This is a genomic window from Alteribacillus bidgolensis (assembly GCF_002886255.1).
Classification (GTDB): domain Bacteria; phylum Bacillota; class Bacilli; order Bacillales; family Marinococcaceae; genus Alteribacillus; species Alteribacillus bidgolensis.
In genome coordinates this window covers 70,720-89,215 of record NZ_KZ614149.1, presented here as the reverse complement: position 1 = coordinate 89,215, position 18,496 = coordinate 70,720, and the positions used below count along the sequence as shown (strand labels likewise).

Sequence of the window (18,496 nt, the reverse complement as noted above, 5' to 3'; positions counted from 1 at the left end):
AGCCGTTTGTGAAAAATCACAAATGACTGCTCTTATCCACTTAAGTCAGTTAAACTAATTTCTAAAAGCAAAGATGATTTTTGATGGGCATTCCCTAAATCTATATTTGTCAGCTCCTCCACTCGCTTCATTCTATAAGCCAATGTATTAACATGAATATGCAATTTTTCAGAAGCTTCTTTCATATTTGCATCATGCTGAAGATAAACTACTAAACTTTTGTATAACTCCGTGTTATTTTTAATGTCATATTCTTTTAGTAATTCTAATACCGGTTCTGTATAGCTTTCTCGTTTCTTTTGCTCCAATAAAACCTTCGCATATCTATAAAATCCTAATTCGTGATAAAACACAAATTTTTCCTTATCCGGTCGCAGCTGTTTATTTATTGTAATGACCTCTAAAGCTTTCTCATAGCTATCTTTTACTTCCGAAAAATGTGAACACAATTCACCGCTTCCAGCGAGTACCTGGTTCACACCAATCCTCTCTTTTAACAACTGTATACATTCTTTTATAAATAGACGAAGACTTTTTTCTTCTCTTTTGTGCACTGGTTCCACGAGCATAATCAACATATTTCTATCTGTTGTATATAATAATTTTTTTATCTTTTGAGATGTGTTTGTTATATACACAATATTCTTGTGAACGTGGTCAACCATTTCTTCATTTGTTTCAAACACAACAACAGAGAAATGTTGCGGCATTTTAGAAAACCAATTTTGAAGATTATTTTGAATACCTTCCTCTTCCATAACCTCGCCTGTTAATAATCTCCAAAACAATTCTTGACTGTTTTTCTCTTGTTCTTTTTTTAGATAATGAACTTGTTGTAATTGAGTAACTGCTTTTGCTGCAGCTGCTTGCAGCAAGGATGCTTCCCGCTCCCCAAAAGAGCTGTTTACTTCAAGGACCCATATATATCCTAATATCTCGTTACTTTTTTTTATTGAAACAGCCATACGATTACCTAAACCAATTTCTTGAATTTCACGAATATACATTGCCTCATTTTGGTGATGAAGAGCAGGAATAATCCTTTCTTTCCAAAGTGTATTTATCACTTTTTCAGGTACTCGTCTTCCAATTATAGTAGAAACCCTAGCGGAATCCGTGTGTTCTTTATGGGTACTATATGCAAGCAGCCTGTGATTGGCATCCTCTATAGTCACCGGACCGTCAAGAAGTTCACTAATATAATCAGCAAATTCTTCTAAGGAGTAAAACCGACGTTGAAATTTTCTCAAAAACTGTTCGACCACTTTTAACTCCCCCAATATGTACTAAAATAAACAATACTCTGGAAATTCTGTACTCAACCATATATAAAAAGCAGCATAACTTGCATAAGGGGACCACTGCTTCCCACGTTCTTTTATCTCTTCTACAGAAGGTTTGTGATCTCTTCCCCAAAGTTTCTTTAAACCATTTTGAATTCCGATATCACCTGCCGGCAAAAGGTTCTCTCTTCCTAATCCAAACAATAAAAAGCATTGAGCTGTCCAAGGGCCAATACCACGAATAGATGTTAATTCTTGAATTATTTCTTCATCCCTTTTGTATATCAAATTATTCAGATTAAGGTTGTTTTTTTCAATTAGCTTTGATGTATCGATAACGTATTCTGCTTTTCTTTTACTAAACTGGAGTTGTTGTAAATCAAATGTTGTAAGGGCAGCTACTTTTTCAGGGGCAGGGTAAAACCAAGCACCATCTACTTGTTCCCCATATGTTTGAACAAAACGGGTAGTAAGAGTATAAGCAAATTTCATATTTAGCTGTTGATGAATAATAGTTTTCATTAAACATCCATATAACTCAAAATCAAGAGCAAGCGGGACGCCTGCAAAACACTTGAAAAGGGGAGCTAAATCTGTCGTTGAAAAATGATCAAATATTTTGTGTAAGGAACGTTCCCATAAAAATATTCTATTCACTTGATAAAAAGCTGCATCTTTTCTGACCTTTTCTCCAAATAGTTCAGCTTTTACTGCTGAAGAAGTATCACTAAACTGCAGCAAAACCCCTTCTTTTATCCCTCCGTCTTGCACAGGTATTCGAATAGACTCCAATGATTCACTAATGCTTAATAATGGATCTCCTTTCATTCGTTTGAGAAGCAGTTTGTAATTATACAAATTCTTCAGTTCCTTTTCTATTTTCCACATATTACTCCCCCTTGCTTCAAAAATCTATTGTCTGCATTATACCATGTCCTCTTTCATTTCCTAAACTTACTAGCCCGTAAGGCCTTTATTGTTTGGTAAAATAGAAGCGATTCAACAGAAAAAGGAGGATCTCATTGACTATATCTACAGACCTAGCTTCGATCCATATTTTGTCTTCTGTCTATCAATCCAACAACATTTCTGAAATTTGCTTAAAAACTGTTAAGACATTATGTGAAAAAGTAGATTATATTAATTGGGCAGGAATATACCTGCATGAAAATGAAGAAACCCGCCTTCATGCTTCTGCTGGCGATGGAGAAAACATGCAAAGTCAACTTGCTTTTCCAATTAAAAACCGTAACGAGGAGATTGGTGTATTAGTAGTAAAAAGCAGACAATGGATTGTATTTGATGTAACAGATGTTTCTACTCTTGAAACGGTGGCTTTCGAATTAGGTGAACTTTGTACATAAATACATATTTACACACTTAGGACGGAAGTTCCCATGAACTTCCGTCCTTTTACTGTTGTTTAAGGTGTTTTAAACAATAAGTTATCCAAACTTTTAAAGGTATATCCTTTTTTTTCACATTCATCAATTACTTTTTCTAAAGCTTCCGCGTTATCTTCCGAAACAGAATGCAAAAGCATTACTGCCCCCGGGTGAATTCTTCTCATAATACTTTTATAAGCATGATCTGGTCCTTTCTGCTCATTTGTTTCCCAATCCACGTAAGCAAACGACCAAAAAACATTGATATAACCCATTTTTTGTGTTTGAGCAAGTGACCTTTCATTAAAGGTTCCTTGCGGAGGTCTTAAGTAAATCATTTCTTTTTCACCAGTAATTTGTTCATATTCTTCCTTCACTTTTGATAATTCTTTTTCCATCCGCTTTTCGCTTATTTCAGGCAAACTAGGGTGATGCCATGAATGATTGCCAACAATGTGGCCTTCTTCCTTCATTCTTTTAACTAGATCAGGAGCCGATTTTAAATAATGACCGGTTACAAAAAAAGCCGCTGGAACATCCTTTTCTTTCAATACGTCTAAAATATCAGCTGTATAACCATTTTCGTATCCATTGTCAAAGGTCAAATATAATGTTTTGTGATTTGGATCCCCTATAAAAAAACCACCGTATTTATCGAGTAAATCTTTATACATTTCTTCCGTATCAGATGGTTCATTATTCTTTGCAGGCTTAAAATTCCATCTATAAATTTCTTCACCAAGTGCTGTGTCTATTGATGAAGAAAGACTTAGGAAGAGGAATAAAGAAGTAATAATAATGTATTTCATTTGGCATTCCTCCAATTTTTACTTTATAGGTTCTACTTTTCCTCATTCTTTATTCAAAAGAGCGCTTATTTCATATGATCCACTTTAATACTTTATATGAGTAAAATAATTTTCATTATAAAAAGGGTTACATTCATCCATAAAAAATGATATAAATAATAATTAGTAAGCGTTTTCATTTTTTTGAAATAGGTGGTGTAGTTATATGCATAACAAGTAATTACAACTAAATAGTAACTTATTATTTTAAGATGTAAATGAATTGTATTTAATTTGTAATGTTTTTGTATATTATTTTAGAATATTATATTATTGTTTACATATTTTTTTAAAGGGGGAAATACATTATGGCAGAGGATGCCAAAAAACAAGGGATTGTCCAACGTTCACTGGACGTTATAGAAAAGGTAGGCAATAAACTGCCGCACCCGATTACTTTATTTGCTATTTTAGCTATATTTGTCGTTTTTACATCCGCTGTTCTTTCTAACGCTGGATTGCAGATTGAAGATCCGGCAGAAGAAGGAGAAACCATTACTGTCACCAATCTTCTTTCTAATGATGGCATTGAATACATGTTCACAAGCATGGTTGAGAATTTTATTAATTTTGCACCGCTCGGCGTTGTTCTTGCAACAATGATCGGCATAGGGATTGCGGAGCGAACTGGTCTTATTAGTGTCCTCTTGCGCAGTTTTGTTTTATCCGTACCTAAGTTTCTTCTTACAGGAGGACTAGTTTTTGCAGGCATCATGTCAAGCGTAGCTTCCGATGCGGGCTATGTCGTTCTTCCGCCTCTTGGCGCCATGCTTTTTGCCGCTTTAGGGAGACACCCTCTCGCTGGACTGGCTGCAGCGTTTGCAGGAGTATCAGCTGGCTTTAGTGCTAATTTATTACTTTCTGCTACAGATCCTATGCTTGGGGAATTAACAATACAAGCAGCAGCTACTATTGATACTGCATACGCAGAGGGTATGAACAATGCAATGAACTATTACTTTATCATTGCATCTACGTTCTTTTTAACTATTGTTGGAACGTTGGTAAGTGAAAAAATGGTAGAACCGCGTTTGGGAGACTATAAAGAAGAGCACACTGAAGAACTGCAGGAAATTACTTCTCAAGAGAAAAAAGGTATGCTTTGGGCTGGAATTTCCACCCTTGTTACCGTCTTTTTACTCGCACTGTTAATTGTCCCTCCTGCCGCTCCCTTACGTGGAGAAGAAGGGGCTATTGTCCAATCTCCATTTATGAGTTCATTAGTTGTTGTTATACTCATCATTTTCTTTGTACCTGGTTTAGTATATGGAATAGTGACAAAATCTATTAAAAACGATAAAGACGTTGCAAACCAGCTTTCTGAAACAATGGCATCGATGGGAATGTTTATCGTTCTTGCATTTACAGCTGGTCAATTTGTCGCTTATTTCAATGAAACTAATATGGGGCTTTTGCTAGGTGTATACGGGGCTGAGTTTTTAGATACTATTAACTTAAGCGGGATTCCTTTAATTATCGCCTTTGTTATTATTACAGGTTTTATTAACTTATTTATCGGAAGTGCCTCTGCTAAGTGGGCAATCATGGCACCAGTTTTTGTGCCAATCATGATGCTGCAAGGTTATTCACCTGAGCTCACCCAAATGGCTTATCGTGTAGCAGATTCTACTACCAACATTATTACTCCATTAATGACTTATTTTGCAATCATTATTGCGTTTGCTCAAAAATATGACAAAAAAATGGGGATTGGATCCTTAATCTCTGTCATGCTGCCTTACTCTATTATATTCATGATTACATGGACCATTATGTTAATTGTCTGGATGGCTTTCGGGATTGATCTTGGGCCAGGCTCACCAATTGAATATAACGGTTAATTTCAGATAAAGACGCTGCATCAGCACCTGAATTGCAGCGTCTTCTTTTTAATCCCGGATTTTTACTCGATTGATTCTAAATGATGATGCTGATTTATATAATGAATAGAAAGTCTATCTTCTCTCCAGCTTAGTTTTGTCACTCCTGTATTGTTTATCTGAAATGGACGGTGCAGTGTATTCCATTGTTCTCCAGCGAGCAGATACATTAAGAAAATAGTGAGGAAACCACCGTGAGAAACGACAGCAGCTTTTTCATTTTCTTTTATGTTCCTTATTGTTTTATAAAAATGACGGCATCTTGCTGTTATTTGTTCATCTGTCTCTGTTCCTGCAAGTCCTGACTGAAGTAAATTTTTATTTTTCACTTCAGGGTATTCCTCATATATTTGTTCTCTTGTTTTGCCTTCGAGCGGTCCTAAATGTATTTCTCGAAACTCTTTTGAAGCAATAGTTTGAACAGATTGATACTTTTCTAAAGCTTTTGCTGTTTCATATGCTCTGGCCAGATCACTGCTGTATAAGTAGTCGAGTTTAACTGTTGAAAAATATTTCCCCAACTTAACCGCTTGTTTTTTTCCTTTAGTAGTTAAGTCAAAATCTTCACAGCCTTGCAATTTAGCTGCGCGATTACCTTCTGATTCACCATGCCTTATTAAATAAATCTCCATATCCAACCTGTCCTCTCAATCCCAATCTTGTTTAAATTGTTTGATTTTAACTTTTATTTGATCAAACATATGATCAAGTCGTTCTAAATCAGATGACTTTACGTCGGCTGTTCCTTCCATCTGTTCTACCATTTCCTGTATCAATATCACTCGCTGCCTCAAATACTTTAATTGACGCTTTTTATTATGAACTGGGCTGCTCATAACTTCCACCCTCTTCTCTTTTAGTTATCTTTTTGTTCTTCATGAAAAATATTAATATTTCTCCATCTCCCAAATCGATAATAGGAAGCAGCAATCACACTGCTGACAACAAAACTCAGTCCAATACCTATGGCAATGCCGTTTTCTGAAAAGATAGAGGAGAAGGCCCAAGCAAGAGGAAAACGCAGCACCCAGAAAGAAATAATGTTAAGAACGAGCACTTGAAACATGGCCCCTGAAGACCGAACAATTCCGTTTAATACAAAATTAATGCCTAAAAACGGATAAAAGAAGGCTATAATTCTAAGGTAAGAGGCACCAAAATTAATGGTTGCTTGATCTTCCACAAACATCCCCATCAATAGCCGGGCAGATAGAAATACAAGCAAGCTAATCGTTAAAGAAACACTTACAATCAACAGCAGACCACTCTTTGCTATATCATTAACTCGGTGCCATTTATCGGCACCTATATTTTGCCCAGCCATACTTGTAATAGCAGAACCCAACGTTATGGCAGGAAGCATAATAACACTGTCTATACGCTGTGCTGCACCATAACCTGCTATAACTGTTTCCCCAAAAGACGTTACAACAGTCATAATAGCAAGTATACCGCCTGAAATGGCCATCATTGAAAAACCGGATGGAAGTCCGAGCTTAAAAATTCTCTTAAATTCCTGCCACGGCGGAGGAGATGGAATTGTAAACGGCAGACCTTTTTTCTTAATAGAATAAATAATTCCGAAAAGAAATGCGCTGCCTTGGGAAAGAACTGTGGCGTAAGCGGCTCCTTCCATTCCATAATTAAGTACAGATATAAATATCGGATCTAATACCGTATTTAAAATTACTGCTAAAAAAATAAAACGCAAAGGTGTTTTACTATCCCCAACAGCACGCAGCACCGTTCCTATAAAATTATAGCCAAACAAAAATATGATCCCAACGAAATTAATACGTAAGTAATTTAAAGCCATCGGCATGATACTTTCTGGAATTCCCATCCATTTAAGAATAAACGGAGATAAAAAATATCCTGCCGCGCCTAAAAAAATCGATAGTGTTCCTAATACAAATACAAAAGCATTTAATGAAACACGCAGCCCTTCATTGTCTTTTGCACCTGTTCTTTGTGAAAGCACAGTCAATGTCGCACTATTGATACCTATAATAAAGGATAATATAGTGAATATAATAGTCGCGGAAATAGATACAGCTCCTAGAGCATCTGCTCCAATCAAGTTACCTACCCATAAACTGTCAATAATTTGATAGGAACTTTGAAGAAGGTTTCCTAAAAAGATGGGAGTAGCAAATAAAATCATTTTTTTCATGATGCTGCCTTCTGTAAAATCCATTTGTTTATTTTCGATGCCCATCTTTTTTCTCTCCTGTTCTAGCTCAATCGTTTCTATTGATATGTTGCTCTAACAACCTTTCAGGTCAGCTATTATTTTTTAATTCAAACGTTTCTGTAATATGAATACTGTCCTTAACAGACTGCACCATCGAACAATTTTTTCGTGTCCATTCCAAGTTTTTCTTCATTTGTGTATTTGTTACATTCTCAGTATCAATGATAAAATGCAGATGAATTTCTTGTACCTCATTTGCTCCTTGCTCACTTCTTTTAACATCCGCTTTTATATAAATATCTTTAACAGTCTGCCTGCGTTTTTCCATAACTTTTCTTAGTACCCCGCCGCTGCAGACAGCAACCGAAGAAACAAGCAATTGATACGGTCTAAAGCCATGATCTGCATTACCAGAAATTTGTAAGTCTCCAAACTCTGTTTTTGTAGTGAAACTGTTTTCTTGCATCCAAAATTCCATATATGTCTTCTCTCCTCTGTTTATAATAACTCCTCTTATTTTTTTAAAAATAGGTCAGGTACGTCAAGGGACTATGAAAATTTCATGTTTTCTTTATATATACTAACAGATCTATCGTGGTTTTCATTGTATTATGCTTTACATTGTTTATTTACTAACATCATAAAAGAAAACCGGGCAATGGCCCGGTTTTCTTTTATCTCACTTTTTCGCCGTATATTTTGTTTAATACTTCATAAGAAGACTTTGAAGTTAAATTTTTAGAAATGCTATCAATAACTTTTGCACCAAGATGCTTTTCAAGATCACGAATGGATTCTTTATTTCCAACAAGGTAAATACCTTGCTGGTTTCTATTTTTCACTTCTTTATCTAAAACAGGAGCCAGATTTTTATACCAGCGCTGCCGATTTTCCTCAAAGCGCTGCTGGACTTCATCTACTTGAGTGGAACCAGAAGAAATTCTTTCTGTTGCTGAATTTCCTTCATATTGCTTCCAATCCTCTGATTCAACTTCCCAGCTGAAATGCTTTTCCTCTCGAATCTCTCCAAGTGCAGTATCTATAAAATGAACATCACTTTTCTGTACCATAACTATTCCAGCAGCCGGATAATTTGACTGCAATTCTTCTAATTGGCCTAGCTCTGGTTTTTTCTCCCAATGAAATGAAGTTTCAACAGGAACCTGAAGAATTTTTTCCATGAGAACATTACCGTCAGCAGAAGCTATAAAAACATAACTTTTTTTCAAGTTCATCTGCTGATCGTAGATGTGCTGATCTGCTTGGTCCGCTACCTTTTTAAATGCTTTTTTTTCATCATCCGTACCGCTGGTATCCACATACTCTTTTAATTTTTTCAATCCATTTTTTAATCGTATTTTCCATTCTCCACTATGCTGGCTCCCATCGCCAAAATCTGTATTTAAATAAATAGTCAATATTCCCGTTTCATCTTGCTGTTGAGAGTAATTCTTGAGCTCTTCTAATAATCCCATAACCAATGCCTCCTTTTACGAACTAAACAACACTATGTTTTTCTTATTTCCTTTTAAAAATGGACATAAACTTAATATTAAAAAAAAGTTCGCTTGTTTAGTATTAAAGGCGCATTTGATTATCTTAAAAATAAGAGGTGTCATTTTAGACAACTCTTTTTACTTACATTTCTTTTGAAACATTATGGCCGGTGGGGAGTCTTTCTACATTGTCCGCTTGATCTATTTGTTTCACTTCTTCTTCTGATTCCTTCTCTTTTAATTCCTTTAGTTCTTCAGCCGTTTTTTGAGTCCTTTCTTTTACATTTAAAGTAGTATCTTTTAAATGGCTGGCCCTTTGGGAAATTTGTTGAATGTCTTCATTTGCTGATTTTAACAAGTCCGATAATTCATTAGAAGCTGTTTTAACCTGTGAAATGATTTCTTCTCTATTTTCAGACAAGAATTTACTTGCTTCATTGATCGCAGCAGCTGTTTGTTTTGTTCCATTTATTATTTTATCTCTAGTACGACGATTCCCAAATAACACCACAGCAGAAGCACTTCCTACCGCTAATCCAATTTTCAGCCCTAGTTGTGATCGTGATTGTTTCTCTTCTTTATTTTCCATTCCTTCCATCCACCTTCCTTCTCTTTTATCTTCTACATTCATTATATAGTATTTTCATACCACCAATGAAGCAAGAATATTCTTTTATTTAAAATCTTAATTTGAATGAATTATCATTCATTAGAAATAATTGATATAAAAACTTGTTTTAAAGACAAGTCTTAATAACAAAAAGCTAGTTTATCTTATACAGTTTAACGTAAACATTTCATCCTTTCTAAGCAGAATAATAAAGCTTATTTTTTTGTACTGTGACAGATAGTAAATTTTTCTCTTCTAATAAATCTAAGTGACCTAATATTTCAGACATCGTTAAATCCGGCTGTATATCGACTACTTCCTTAAAAAACAAAGCACATATTTGATAGCAATCCTTCGTACCGTGTTTTTTCAATAAATTCAATAGTTGTTCCGCTCGCGCTTCCTGATCCTTTAAACGACTATTTATTAAATCATTAACATTTATTACTGTCTCACCGTGACCAGGATGCACTTTATCAATCGGTAAATGCGTACATTTTTCTAAAGCTTCACGGTATTGAAGCAATGATCTGCTCCTATTCTTTTCTCCAGGGTATGGAGCCTCAATAATAGCGTTAGAAGAAACGTGACCCAGAATGTGGTCTCCTCCAATAAAACATCCATCTTCTTCTCTCAGCATAGATACGTGGGTTTTTGCATGACCGGGCATTTCAATTATTTTCCATCCACTTAATCCATTTATCAAATTTTCATTTTTAAGTGATGAACTAAGTGTTGTTTTTTTCATCATTCACATATAGTTTTTATTCTCTTTTAATATTTTGTTCTTCAGACGCAAGGGTACATTTAATTGGTCATATAAGGTACCAAAAAAAGCAATTATGTTAGAAAAAAATTCTGAGTCAGCCTCGAGCCAATAATTATTTTTCCAATTCCCTTTTATTTCTGCTGTTTCAGCAAAACGGTATGTTAACCCGGCATGATCAGGATGATGATAAGTTAATATAATTTGATCAATATCTTCAGGCTGATATCCTCGAACTTTTAATGATTTCGTCAATACTTCCCATGCTTCTGTCGTATTAGGACCTGTATCAACCAATGTTAAAGCATCCCCTTCAATTAAATAAACATGGACTGGTCCCACCAAAAAGGGTGTTGGCAAGGTGATTTGATGAATGTGCTGGGTTTTTAGGAACGTTTTTGACATTTCTTAACTCCTTTCTATGCTGCTAATTACGGTTAACAGTAAAAAAAAGAATGTTTAACCAATAGCTAAACATTCACTAAAAAAGTAATTAGTTATAAACTTCTAAAATGAAATCATCTGTTTCAAGCTGTTCAAATTTCTCCTCACTCTTATGCTTAAGATTATTTAACTTTGTATTCAACTCCTCAATTTGTTTTTCTATACTGACAATTGACTTTTTTTGAGATACAGTCATTTCTCACCCTCCCTTAAATTGAAAATTCTGACTAATGAAATATTAAAGTTAATACAACAGTGTTGTATTTAAATTGAATTAAATTTATAAATATTCTAACACTTGTTTGATAATTTGTAAATGACCGTTCTATTAGTAAACGCTTACAAATTATTGAATCGATTTTTATGAAACTGATTTTGTTTTTATATTGCAATTTTTTAAAAAATATTAACATTTATCCTGTTTTTTATGTTATATAAAACGTTATAATGGGTATTGGATGGACGAGAAAATTTTATAAAGGAAGGTTTGGATAATGAGAAAACCCATGCGCTCCACCTTAGAAGAATTAATCAACGAAAACAAAGAAGAGCTTTTAAGGGATCCAGCAGCAATAAACAAAATAGAGAAAAAGCTGGATGAACGAAAAGCTAAAGAAGTTTATGTTGAAGAGTTAGAAGATTATAAAGAAAAAGAAATGAAGTACGCAAAATGAGAAAAGGCCGTCCCCTAGTCATAACGGGGATGGCTCTTTTTTTTAGTGGAGGTAAACTGATGAGCAATAGTGGTGTTTTGCTCATAATAGAAAGAATGTAATGATAAAGTGGATAAACTGCTATTTATTTAGCAATTGGTGGGTACTAACAGGGAAATTGGATCATCAAAAACTAAAAGATGTCAAAATAAATTTGTTTATAAAAAATCCAGCTTTAATTTGCAGAACTAAATACGTGAGGCCAGGCCCCAGACCCGCCTAATTGGAATAGGTTGTGGAGCATTCATTTCTCTCCGCATCATTATAAGGCTTATTTAATCGATCAAATATTTTATGAGCAAATCGTAAACTACCGTTCTTTGCTCTTTTCTTTCGTTTATTAAATGATGGCTTCCCTCATATACTAACATCCGTTTTGCTCTCGGAAACAACTTATGATAAGCCTCTAAATTATGTTTCCAGTCTACCGTCTGATCTTCTGTCCCTTGAAGAATAAGAATATTATGATCAATGGGAGTTTTGGCTTTTAATTTTTTTTCCCATTCAAACATAGCACCTACCCATTTTAACGAAATAATTTTTCCTTGAAGTGGATCATCTTTTAACTTTTTCATAAAATCAGTGTTTCCTGAGTTCATACGAAACCTTCTCGGTAATTCCTCTCGAAAAAGAGACAGTAATGGGGTAGAAAGCTTGCTTACCCACCATTGATTAGAACGAATAAGCGGTGAAATTAAACAAACTTTTTTAAATGGAGCAGGACCGCTCGTTAACAAATAATCTGCTAGTATAGCCCCTCCTGTGCTGTGTCCTACACCATGTAATTCTGTAATACCACGCTTCATTAATGTTTCTAAAACAGATTCCAGTGCATTTTGATATTGCTGAAAAGAATCTACTTTAAAGCGCTCCCCCCCTGAGAGGCCGTGACCAGGCAAATCAAAAGCCGCTACACTATACCCTTGGTTAAGAAGATGCCAAATTAACGGGGCATTTGTTCCTGTATGGTCGAAAAAACCATGGAGAAACAGAATGGTTTTTTTTCTGTCCAAAGTTTGAGAAGGTGAAAACAATTGAAAAAATAAAGAGCTGTCGTCATATTTCACCCATTCATATTTCACATTGTCACTAGGTAAATTGTAATTGTCCACGTACTTTTTAATCGTTTTAGATTCCGTATCCATCCCGCTTTATTCCCTTCTTTTTAATAACCCGAGTCTTTATGGCAGTTAATATATCTTATGTTATTAACCTGCTTATTATATAACATTAGAAAAACTCAGCTTGTTGACAAGTCTTTTATGTTTAATACCGTAGTTTTGCTTATACTGTTGACCAAAAACATTAGAAAAACTCGGCTTGCCGCCGAGTCCTATGGCGGAAGACGTAGTTTTACTTATAATGATCCTTTAACAAAGTTAAACTTTCCTAAAGTATAAATAAAAAACTGTTCCCTCATCTTTTATGAGAGAACAGTCATTTTACTATCTTTTTATTGCATACGAGGATCTGCCAATAAACGTTCCATTTCTTCCATGTGACCCGTTTCATCGGCAATTAAGTCTTCTAATTTAATTTGAAGTTCAATTAAACCTAATTCGTCAGCTTGCTTTGCCCGTGTTTTGTATCGTTCAATGGTATCTTTTTCTGATTGACGAGCATTTTGAAGCATTTCTTTAACATCTTCTGTTTGTTTTACATCAGCTGGCTGGGTCGTAGGAGTGCCGCCAAGTGTCTTAATTTTTTCAGCTAAATAAAGAGCATGTCCCTGCTCATCAGCTATTTCTCCTTCAAAGAAAGGTTTTAAAACCTGGCGGTATAATCCAGAAACTACAGCAGCATAGTTATTATACATAATAACGGCTGCATATTCATTTGCTAAGTCTTCATTTAAGCCATCAATTAGTTCTTTCATTTTTGCATCCATTATCGATTCCTCCTTCAATAACTACAAAGAAATTTTAGTCGATTGCTGTTACTTGTTCTATCAAACACATACTGTCCACTATAAATAGTACCCTTTTACATAAACGGTTAAACCTCTTTAAATAAAGACAAATATTCTATTAAATGGAAACGGAAAAGGAAATTCTATATTCACCCCGGTAAAGTATAGAATTTCCACAAATGTATCAGGGCGTTCGCGTTTTTAACAGAGGATCTTCTCTCGCTTCTTGCGTACAGGGAAACTGTAAAAAAATACCTTACTTTTGAAACAGCTTTTGATATTCTCCATATCCTTCTTCTTCTAAATCATCTTTTGGAATAAATTTTAGTGCTGCAGAGTTAATACAATATCTTAATCCGTCAGGCGGCGGGCCATCAGGAAAAACATGACCAAGGTGTGAATCGGACTGTTTCGTTCTTACTTCTGTTCTTCTCATACCAAACGAAGTATCAAATTTTTCCACAATGCTCTCTGGGTAAAGAGGTTTTGTAAAACTAGGCCAGCCGCAATTCGATTCAAATTTATGGTCTGAACTAAATAGAGGTTCTCCAGAAATAATATCGACGTATAACCCTTCATCCATCAAATTCCAGTATTCATTATCAAAGGGACGTTCTGTTCCATTGTTTTGAGTGACTTCAAATTGAATAGGTGTAAGTTTTTTTTTCAGTTCTTCTTTATTATGATTATGTGCCATTTTTCATTCACCCCAATAATCTTTTATGAACCCTTCTCTTCCTGACCCTTTACGATACATTAAATAATGGAATTGGTTTTTTTTGTGATAATCCTGGTGATATTCTTCAGCTGGATAGAAAGTCTTGGCAGGTATGATCGGTGTTGCAATAGGATTATTAAATGGGCCTTCTTTATCAAGCTCTTTTCTTGATTGTTCGGCCTCTAATTTTTGCGGCTCATCATGGTAAAATATAGCAGTTTGGTAGGAGTCCCCTCTGTCATTAAATTGACCTCCGCGGTCTGTAGGATCAATTTGCTTCCAGAACGTATTTAATAGCTCTCTATAAGATACTTTTTCCGGGTCATATTCTATTTGAACTGCTTCTACATGTCCTGTTTTATTCGAGCATACTTCTTCGTAAGTTGGATTTTCAGTGGAACCGCCAGTATATCCTGAGGTAATGGATAAAACCCCCTCAAATTGTTCAAAAGGGCCGACCATACACCAAAAACATCCTCCAGCAAATGTAGCTAATTTCGTTTGCTCAGCCACGTTCCCCCTCCTTCCTGCTTTTACCTTATCTTAAATTATATCATTAACTTCATTTATATACAGAAAATCTGCTTTAGAAAAACTCGGCTTGCCGCCGAGTCAAATGTTTATACTTCGATTCTTTAACAAAGTTAAACATTCCTAAAGTATAAGAAAAAGGACAGCCTGGAACGACTGCCCTTTTCTTAATGGTTTATTGAAGCTGTTTTATTGATTCTCGGTTAAATGCTGGTAAATCATCAGGGGTGCGGCTTGTAACAAGATTATTGCAAACAACCACTTCTTCATCATGCACATCTGCTTTTGCATATTCAAGATCTACAAGTATTGAAGTAAAGCCGGTCACTTTGCGTCCTTCTAATGCTTTTGCTGTTATTAGAAGCTGCGGGCCGTGACAAATAGCAAATACAGGTTTATTTTCATTTATAAAATGTTTAGCAAATTTCACAAATCGTTCATCTGCACGCAGCATATCAGGAGAAAAACCACCTGGAATAAATAAGGCATCAAAATCAGAAGGATTCACATCCTCACTTGCAGCATCAACTGTGGCTTTCACTTCTCCATTTTTCCCTTCCACTGTCTTACCTTTTTCTTTCTCAATGACAGTTAATTTATGACCTTCTTTTTCAAAAGCTTCTTTTGGGCTCGTATACTCGGAGTCTTCAAACATATTCGTCATGACTGTTGCGATTTTTTTACTCATCATTTATCACTCCTTCGTGTTTCTCTCATAGCCACGTTGGTATTTATACCCTTCACATTTTCCTTTAAACATCATTTTCTTCCATAGTCTGCTTTTATTTCTCCCCATTCCTTTGTGTTCCACTTTAAAATAGGGTTGTTCCACTCATTATGTTTCAGCCAGTTTTCCGCTCGTTCAACTAAGTTCCAAATTTCCTCTGTTTCTTTTGAACGCTTTAAGCTTGAATTTGCTTTCTTTTTTTTCACCCAGTTCATCGCTGTGCCAGAATCTGTGTATATTGGTTTTTTGATATTATTCTTTTGGCAATATGAAAGGGCATGGACGATTGCTAAAAATTCGCCCATATTATTCGTTCCCATATCTATTCCAGGATGAGAAAATATTACCTCTCCAGTTTTTGTACAAACGCCCTTATACTCTACAAAACCAGGATTGCCATGAGAGCCTGCGTCCACTGAAATGCTTTCTTCTATGTATGGTTGATTGCTTTCCTTATTAACGGGAAGAATATCCTTATTTTCATTATTAAATGCACGTTCTGCTTCTTCTTTTGATAAGAAAGAACGAAAGGACGCCCCTGAAAATCCTTTAACTTGTTTTTCACATTCCGACCAGCTGCTATATATACCTGGTTTTCTTCCTTTCCAAACAACATAGAATTTCTTTTTTGCCATTATTAACAACACTCCTATAAATTTTTTCATTTTTTACCGCTGTTTTTTAAGTACACGATATTAGTGTCTCTTTTTATACGATAAGGCTGCATATAAGAACGGAAAAACGGTACCGTTAAAGCGTAAAGGAGAATAATCAAGGGGAGAGGATACACGTAGGCATTTAAAAATGTAGCCAACCACCCTTTTATTTCCAGCCCTTTCAGAATTAAACCATAAAATACAATAGAACTTGTTCCGCACATCAATACAATAAATATTATATTCACAATATGAAAGAGAAAAAAGGGTTGTTTATGATTTACTTCTTTTTCAAGCATCCATTGCATCGCAAGAGTTACGAACATTGTTATTATAGCTGCAGTAGAAGGCAGAATGATGATAAATATCAATTCTTTCCCTGACATTACGTTTTCCCCCTTCAATGATAAATTAATTCTTATTATTTATTATTGCTGCTGCATTACTTATCTTAAATTTCAACAAAAGAAAACTTACCTATTAAAAAAGTTCAACTTTCTTCATGTACAAAAAAAGAGCCCCAAGGTGGTTACCCCTAAAAGTTAGAGTTTTTATTATGCAGCTGATTGGCTGGGTTGTGTTCGGTATTCGACTGGACTTAAACCAGCCAATTTTTCTTTTGATCGTTCATGGTTGTACCAATAGATATATTCTTCAATCCGCCTTTTTAATTCTTCATAGCTTACTAACTCTTCCCCATAATACATTTCTTACTTTAAAACACAAAGAAATTCTATCGAAGCACTGTCTGCGCAGGTTGCTTTACGTAACATGCTTTGGAATACTTTATTTTCTTTTAATGTCCTCACCCATTGGTTGTGCTGGTAATGCCAGCCTTGATCGGAATGGATGGCGGTGCGATAGGTTGCACGATTCTTTATTATCTCTATTGTTTCTTTTAAAGGTTCTATGACAAGATCTAACGTGGGACGTTTCTTGATATTATAAGCAATAATTTCCCCGTTATAAAGGTCAAGAATCGGATTTAAATATAACTTCTCTTCGCCTAGACATTTGAATTCTGTAATGTCGGTTACTACTTTTTGTAGAGGGATAGGTGTGCTAAAGCGGCGGGATAATCTGTTTTTCGCTACTTTTCCAACGTTCCCCTTATAAGAATTGTATTTACGAGATTTCCTCATAAATTTCACACATGTTAATCCCAATTCTCGCATTATGCGATACACTTTTTTATGGTTAATAGAATGTCCTAATTTCTCTCGTGATCCGTTTATAACCATAACGTTCATGAAACTTTTTAAATAAATCCGTGATGATTTTTTTTAATTCTGAGTCCGAATCTTCTCTGTCAAAATTTTTAACATGGTAGTGGTAGGTTGCTTCTGGAATACCCACGACGAGGAGAATATCTTTTAATCGGAATCCCTCTTCTTTGAGTTCGAATGCCACCTTTGCTTGTGCTTTTCGTGGAAGGCATCCGGATTCTCTCGAAAAGCTCTCATTTTTTTAGGTAGGCATTTTCTAGTCGCAATAATTCATTCTCGCGTTCTAGTTCTTCTTTACGTGGTTAACTTCTTCTCTTCTTTTTTCTTTGGTTTATTGGTGTTTTTAGACATAGAAGGTCGCCCCTTTAATCTTGGTTTCAGGCCTTCTATCCCTTGTTCATTAAAGTTTCATCCAACTGAATTAATGAAGGATTATTCAATCTAAATTGTTCAGCAGTTTCCTGAAAAGAAGCACCTGTCTCTACCATAAATTGTATCGTATCCATTTTAAATGGAACAGAGTACGCTTCCTTTATTTTTCTTCGCTTTAATCCCTCTATCCCTTTTGTTTTATAGGCTCTTATCCAATCTTGTATTGGTGTTTGAGAGGGCATATTGTATTTTTTCGCTAATGATTTATATCCAAGATTTCCATTTAAATATTCGGTAACAAGCTTTATTTTAAACTCTTCACTATATTTGGCCATAAAAACACCCCCGAAAGTTAGATTTTCTACTCTAACTTTCGGAGGTCGGCACCCAATTAAGGGCTCTTTTTATAAGATGCTGGTATTATTCTTCCTCTTCTTCTTCCATTCCGCCATTTTCATTTTCTTCATCTTCCATACCGCCGTCTTCATTGCCTTCGTCTTCCATGCCACCGCCGTTTTCTGCATCATCTTCAATTTCTACATCCTCTTCTCCTCCACCATTATCACCTTCCATTGCTGGATCTTCTTCTTCTACTCCACCGCAAGCAGCCAATACGCCAACAGCTAACACACCGGACAATGCAGAGTAAAGTAACTTCTTATTCATTAAAATTCCTCCTTCTGTAGTTTTTACTGACGGTATTTTGATTTCCATCACATACATTTCCCAAACGTGCGA

Annotated in this window: 27 protein-coding genes; 3 read left to right on the top strand and 24 right to left on the bottom strand. The window is 35.3% G+C overall.

The genetic code is table 11. The annotated features are described in order from the left end of the window. Window positions 1–32 precede the first annotated feature (32 nt). Both CEF16_RS00460 and CEF16_RS00455 read right to left on the bottom strand, forming a co-directional pair. Complete coding sequence (locus CEF16_RS00460) at window positions 33–1,265, bottom strand: PucR family transcriptional regulator (protein ID WP_091586168.1); 1,233 nt, start codon at window positions 1,263–1,265, stop codon at window positions 33–35. Window positions 1,266–1,286: 21 nt separating this feature from the next. Continuing rightward, window positions 1,287–2,171: a DNA-3-methyladenine glycosylase family protein gene (locus CEF16_RS00455; RefSeq protein WP_091586166.1), complete on the bottom strand. Its 885-nt coding sequence runs from the start codon at window positions 2,169–2,171 to the stop codon at window positions 1,287–1,289. Window positions 2,172–2,305: 134 nt separating this feature from the next. Between CEF16_RS00455 and CEF16_RS00450 the strand changes: the two genes are divergently transcribed. After that, window positions 2,306–2,647 (top strand): GAF domain-containing protein, encoded by a 342-nt coding sequence (locus CEF16_RS00450; RefSeq protein WP_091586164.1) that lies wholly within the window; start codon window positions 2,306–2,308, stop codon window positions 2,645–2,647. Window positions 2,648–2,706: 59 nt separating this feature from the next. On the opposite strand, the gene pdaA is transcribed toward CEF16_RS00450, so the two are convergent. Beyond that, window positions 2,707–3,477, bottom strand: a complete 771-nt coding sequence (gene pdaA / locus CEF16_RS00445; protein ID WP_091586162.1) for a delta-lactam-biosynthetic de-N-acetylase — start codon at window positions 3,475–3,477, stop codon at window positions 2,707–2,709. Window positions 3,478–3,824: 347 nt separating this feature from the next. Here pdaA and CEF16_RS00440 point away from each other — a divergent pair, with 347 nt between their 5' ends. After that, window positions 3,825–5,357: an AbgT family transporter gene (locus CEF16_RS00440; RefSeq protein ID WP_091586160.1), complete on the top strand. Its 1,533-nt coding sequence runs from the start codon at window positions 3,825–3,827 to the stop codon at window positions 5,355–5,357. Window positions 5,358–5,419: 62 nt separating this feature from the next. On the opposite strand, the gene CEF16_RS00435 is transcribed toward CEF16_RS00440, so the two are convergent. The 9 genes from CEF16_RS00435 to CEF16_RS23495 all read right to left on the bottom strand — a co-directional run bounded on the left by CEF16_RS00435 (window position 5,420) and on the right by CEF16_RS23495 (window position 11,102). Further along, window positions 5,420–6,028 (bottom strand): histidine phosphatase family protein, encoded by a 609-nt coding sequence (locus tag CEF16_RS00435; RefSeq protein ID WP_091586158.1) that lies wholly within the window; start codon window positions 6,026–6,028, stop codon window positions 5,420–5,422. Window positions 6,029–6,043: 15 nt separating this feature from the next. Further along, complete coding sequence (locus tag CEF16_RS00430) at window positions 6,044–6,232, bottom strand: hypothetical protein (protein ID WP_091586156.1); 189 nt, start codon at window positions 6,230–6,232, stop codon at window positions 6,044–6,046. A 20-nt stretch (window positions 6,233–6,252) separates the two neighbouring features. Then, entirely contained in the window at window positions 6,253–7,614 is a 1,362-nt protein-coding gene (locus CEF16_RS00425; RefSeq protein WP_091586154.1) for an MATE family efflux transporter, read from the bottom strand. A 64-nt stretch (window positions 7,615–7,678) separates the two neighbouring features. Further along, on the bottom strand, window positions 7,679–8,068 hold the full coding sequence (locus tag CEF16_RS00420) for an OsmC family protein (RefSeq protein ID WP_091586152.1): 390 nt from the start codon (window positions 8,066–8,068) through the stop codon (window positions 7,679–7,681). Window positions 8,069–8,264: 196 nt separating this feature from the next. Continuing rightward, window positions 8,265–9,065, bottom strand: a complete 801-nt coding sequence (locus CEF16_RS00415) for a VLRF1 family aeRF1-type release factor (RefSeq protein ID WP_091586150.1) — start codon at window positions 9,063–9,065, stop codon at window positions 8,265–8,267. Window positions 9,066–9,228: 163 nt separating this feature from the next. Continuing rightward, window positions 9,229–9,675, bottom strand: a complete 447-nt coding sequence (locus tag CEF16_RS00410) for a YtxH domain-containing protein (protein WP_139185972.1) — start codon at window positions 9,673–9,675, stop codon at window positions 9,229–9,231. A 217-nt stretch (window positions 9,676–9,892) separates the two neighbouring features. Beyond that, window positions 9,893–10,447, bottom strand: a complete 555-nt coding sequence (locus CEF16_RS00405) for an MBL fold metallo-hydrolase (protein WP_091586146.1) — start codon at window positions 10,445–10,447, stop codon at window positions 9,893–9,895. Next, window positions 10,448–10,867 carry an MBL fold metallo-hydrolase gene (locus CEF16_RS00400; protein WP_091586144.1) on the bottom strand — a complete coding sequence of 140 codons (420 nt, stop codon included), beginning with the start codon at window positions 10,865–10,867 and terminating at the stop codon, window positions 10,448–10,450. An 88-nt stretch (window positions 10,868–10,955) separates the two neighbouring features. Further along, a complete protein-coding gene (locus CEF16_RS23495) occupies window positions 10,956–11,102 on the bottom strand; it encodes a hypothetical protein (protein ID WP_170031447.1) in 147 nt (48 codons plus the stop codon). Between the two features lie 298 nt (window positions 11,103–11,400). Between CEF16_RS23495 and CEF16_RS00395 the strand changes: the two genes are divergently transcribed. Beyond that, window positions 11,401–11,580, top strand: a complete 180-nt coding sequence (locus CEF16_RS00395) for an FbpB family small basic protein (RefSeq protein WP_091586142.1) — start codon at window positions 11,401–11,403, stop codon at window positions 11,578–11,580. Between the two features lie 314 nt (window positions 11,581–11,894). Here the strand turns inward: CEF16_RS00395 and CEF16_RS00390 are convergent, their stop codons facing one another. From CEF16_RS00390 to CEF16_RS00340, 12 genes are all read right to left on the bottom strand, one after another. Further along, window positions 11,895–12,764 carry an alpha/beta hydrolase gene (locus tag CEF16_RS00390; RefSeq protein WP_091586140.1) on the bottom strand — a complete coding sequence of 290 codons (870 nt, stop codon included), beginning with the start codon at window positions 12,762–12,764 and terminating at the stop codon, window positions 11,895–11,897. A 308-nt stretch (window positions 12,765–13,072) separates the two neighbouring features. Then, window positions 13,073–13,507, bottom strand: a complete 435-nt coding sequence (locus tag CEF16_RS00385; protein WP_091586138.1) for a ferritin-like domain-containing protein — start codon at window positions 13,505–13,507, stop codon at window positions 13,073–13,075. Between the two features lie 277 nt (window positions 13,508–13,784). Beyond that, entirely contained in the window at window positions 13,785–14,225 is a 441-nt protein-coding gene (gene msrB / locus CEF16_RS00380; RefSeq protein WP_091586136.1) for a peptide-methionine (R)-S-oxide reductase MsrB, read from the bottom strand. Between the two features lie 3 nt (window positions 14,226–14,228). Next, window positions 14,229–14,759, bottom strand: coding sequence for a peptide-methionine (S)-S-oxide reductase MsrA (gene msrA, locus CEF16_RS00375; protein ID WP_091586134.1), 531 nt, complete (start codon window positions 14,757–14,759; stop codon window positions 14,229–14,231). 193 nt (window positions 14,760–14,952) lie between these two features. After that, on the bottom strand, window positions 14,953–15,465 hold the full coding sequence (locus CEF16_RS00370; RefSeq protein WP_091586132.1) for a type 1 glutamine amidotransferase domain-containing protein: 513 nt from the start codon (window positions 15,463–15,465) through the stop codon (window positions 14,953–14,955). Between the two features lie 71 nt (window positions 15,466–15,536). Then, entirely contained in the window at window positions 15,537–16,139 is a 603-nt protein-coding gene (gene rnhA, locus CEF16_RS00365; protein WP_091586130.1) for a ribonuclease H, read from the bottom strand. Between the two features lie 26 nt (window positions 16,140–16,165). Next, entirely contained in the window at window positions 16,166–16,546 is a 381-nt protein-coding gene (locus CEF16_RS00360; RefSeq protein ID WP_091586128.1) for a hypothetical protein, read from the bottom strand. A gap of 168 nt (window positions 16,547–16,714) precedes the next feature. Continuing rightward, a complete protein-coding gene (locus tag CEF16_RS00355) occupies window positions 16,715–16,867 on the bottom strand; it encodes an IS3 family transposase (protein ID WP_091586126.1) in 153 nt (50 codons plus the stop codon). A gap of 3 nt (window positions 16,868–16,870) precedes the next feature. Continuing rightward, on the bottom strand, window positions 16,871–17,302 hold the full coding sequence (locus CEF16_RS00350) for a DDE-type integrase/transposase/recombinase (protein WP_245917955.1): 432 nt from the start codon (window positions 17,300–17,302) through the stop codon (window positions 16,871–16,873). A gap of 55 nt (window positions 17,303–17,357) precedes the next feature. Then, window positions 17,358–17,570, bottom strand: a complete 213-nt coding sequence (locus CEF16_RS23490; RefSeq protein WP_170031441.1) for a transposase — start codon at window positions 17,568–17,570, stop codon at window positions 17,358–17,360. Between the two features lie 202 nt (window positions 17,571–17,772). Beyond that, window positions 17,773–18,093 (bottom strand): helix-turn-helix domain-containing protein, encoded by a 321-nt coding sequence (locus CEF16_RS00345; RefSeq protein WP_091586123.1) that lies wholly within the window; start codon window positions 18,091–18,093, stop codon window positions 17,773–17,775. Window positions 18,094–18,178: 85 nt separating this feature from the next. Further along, entirely contained in the window at window positions 18,179–18,424 is a 246-nt protein-coding gene (locus CEF16_RS00340; protein WP_091586121.1) for a hypothetical protein, read from the bottom strand. Window positions 18,425–18,496: the final 72 nt, after the last annotated feature.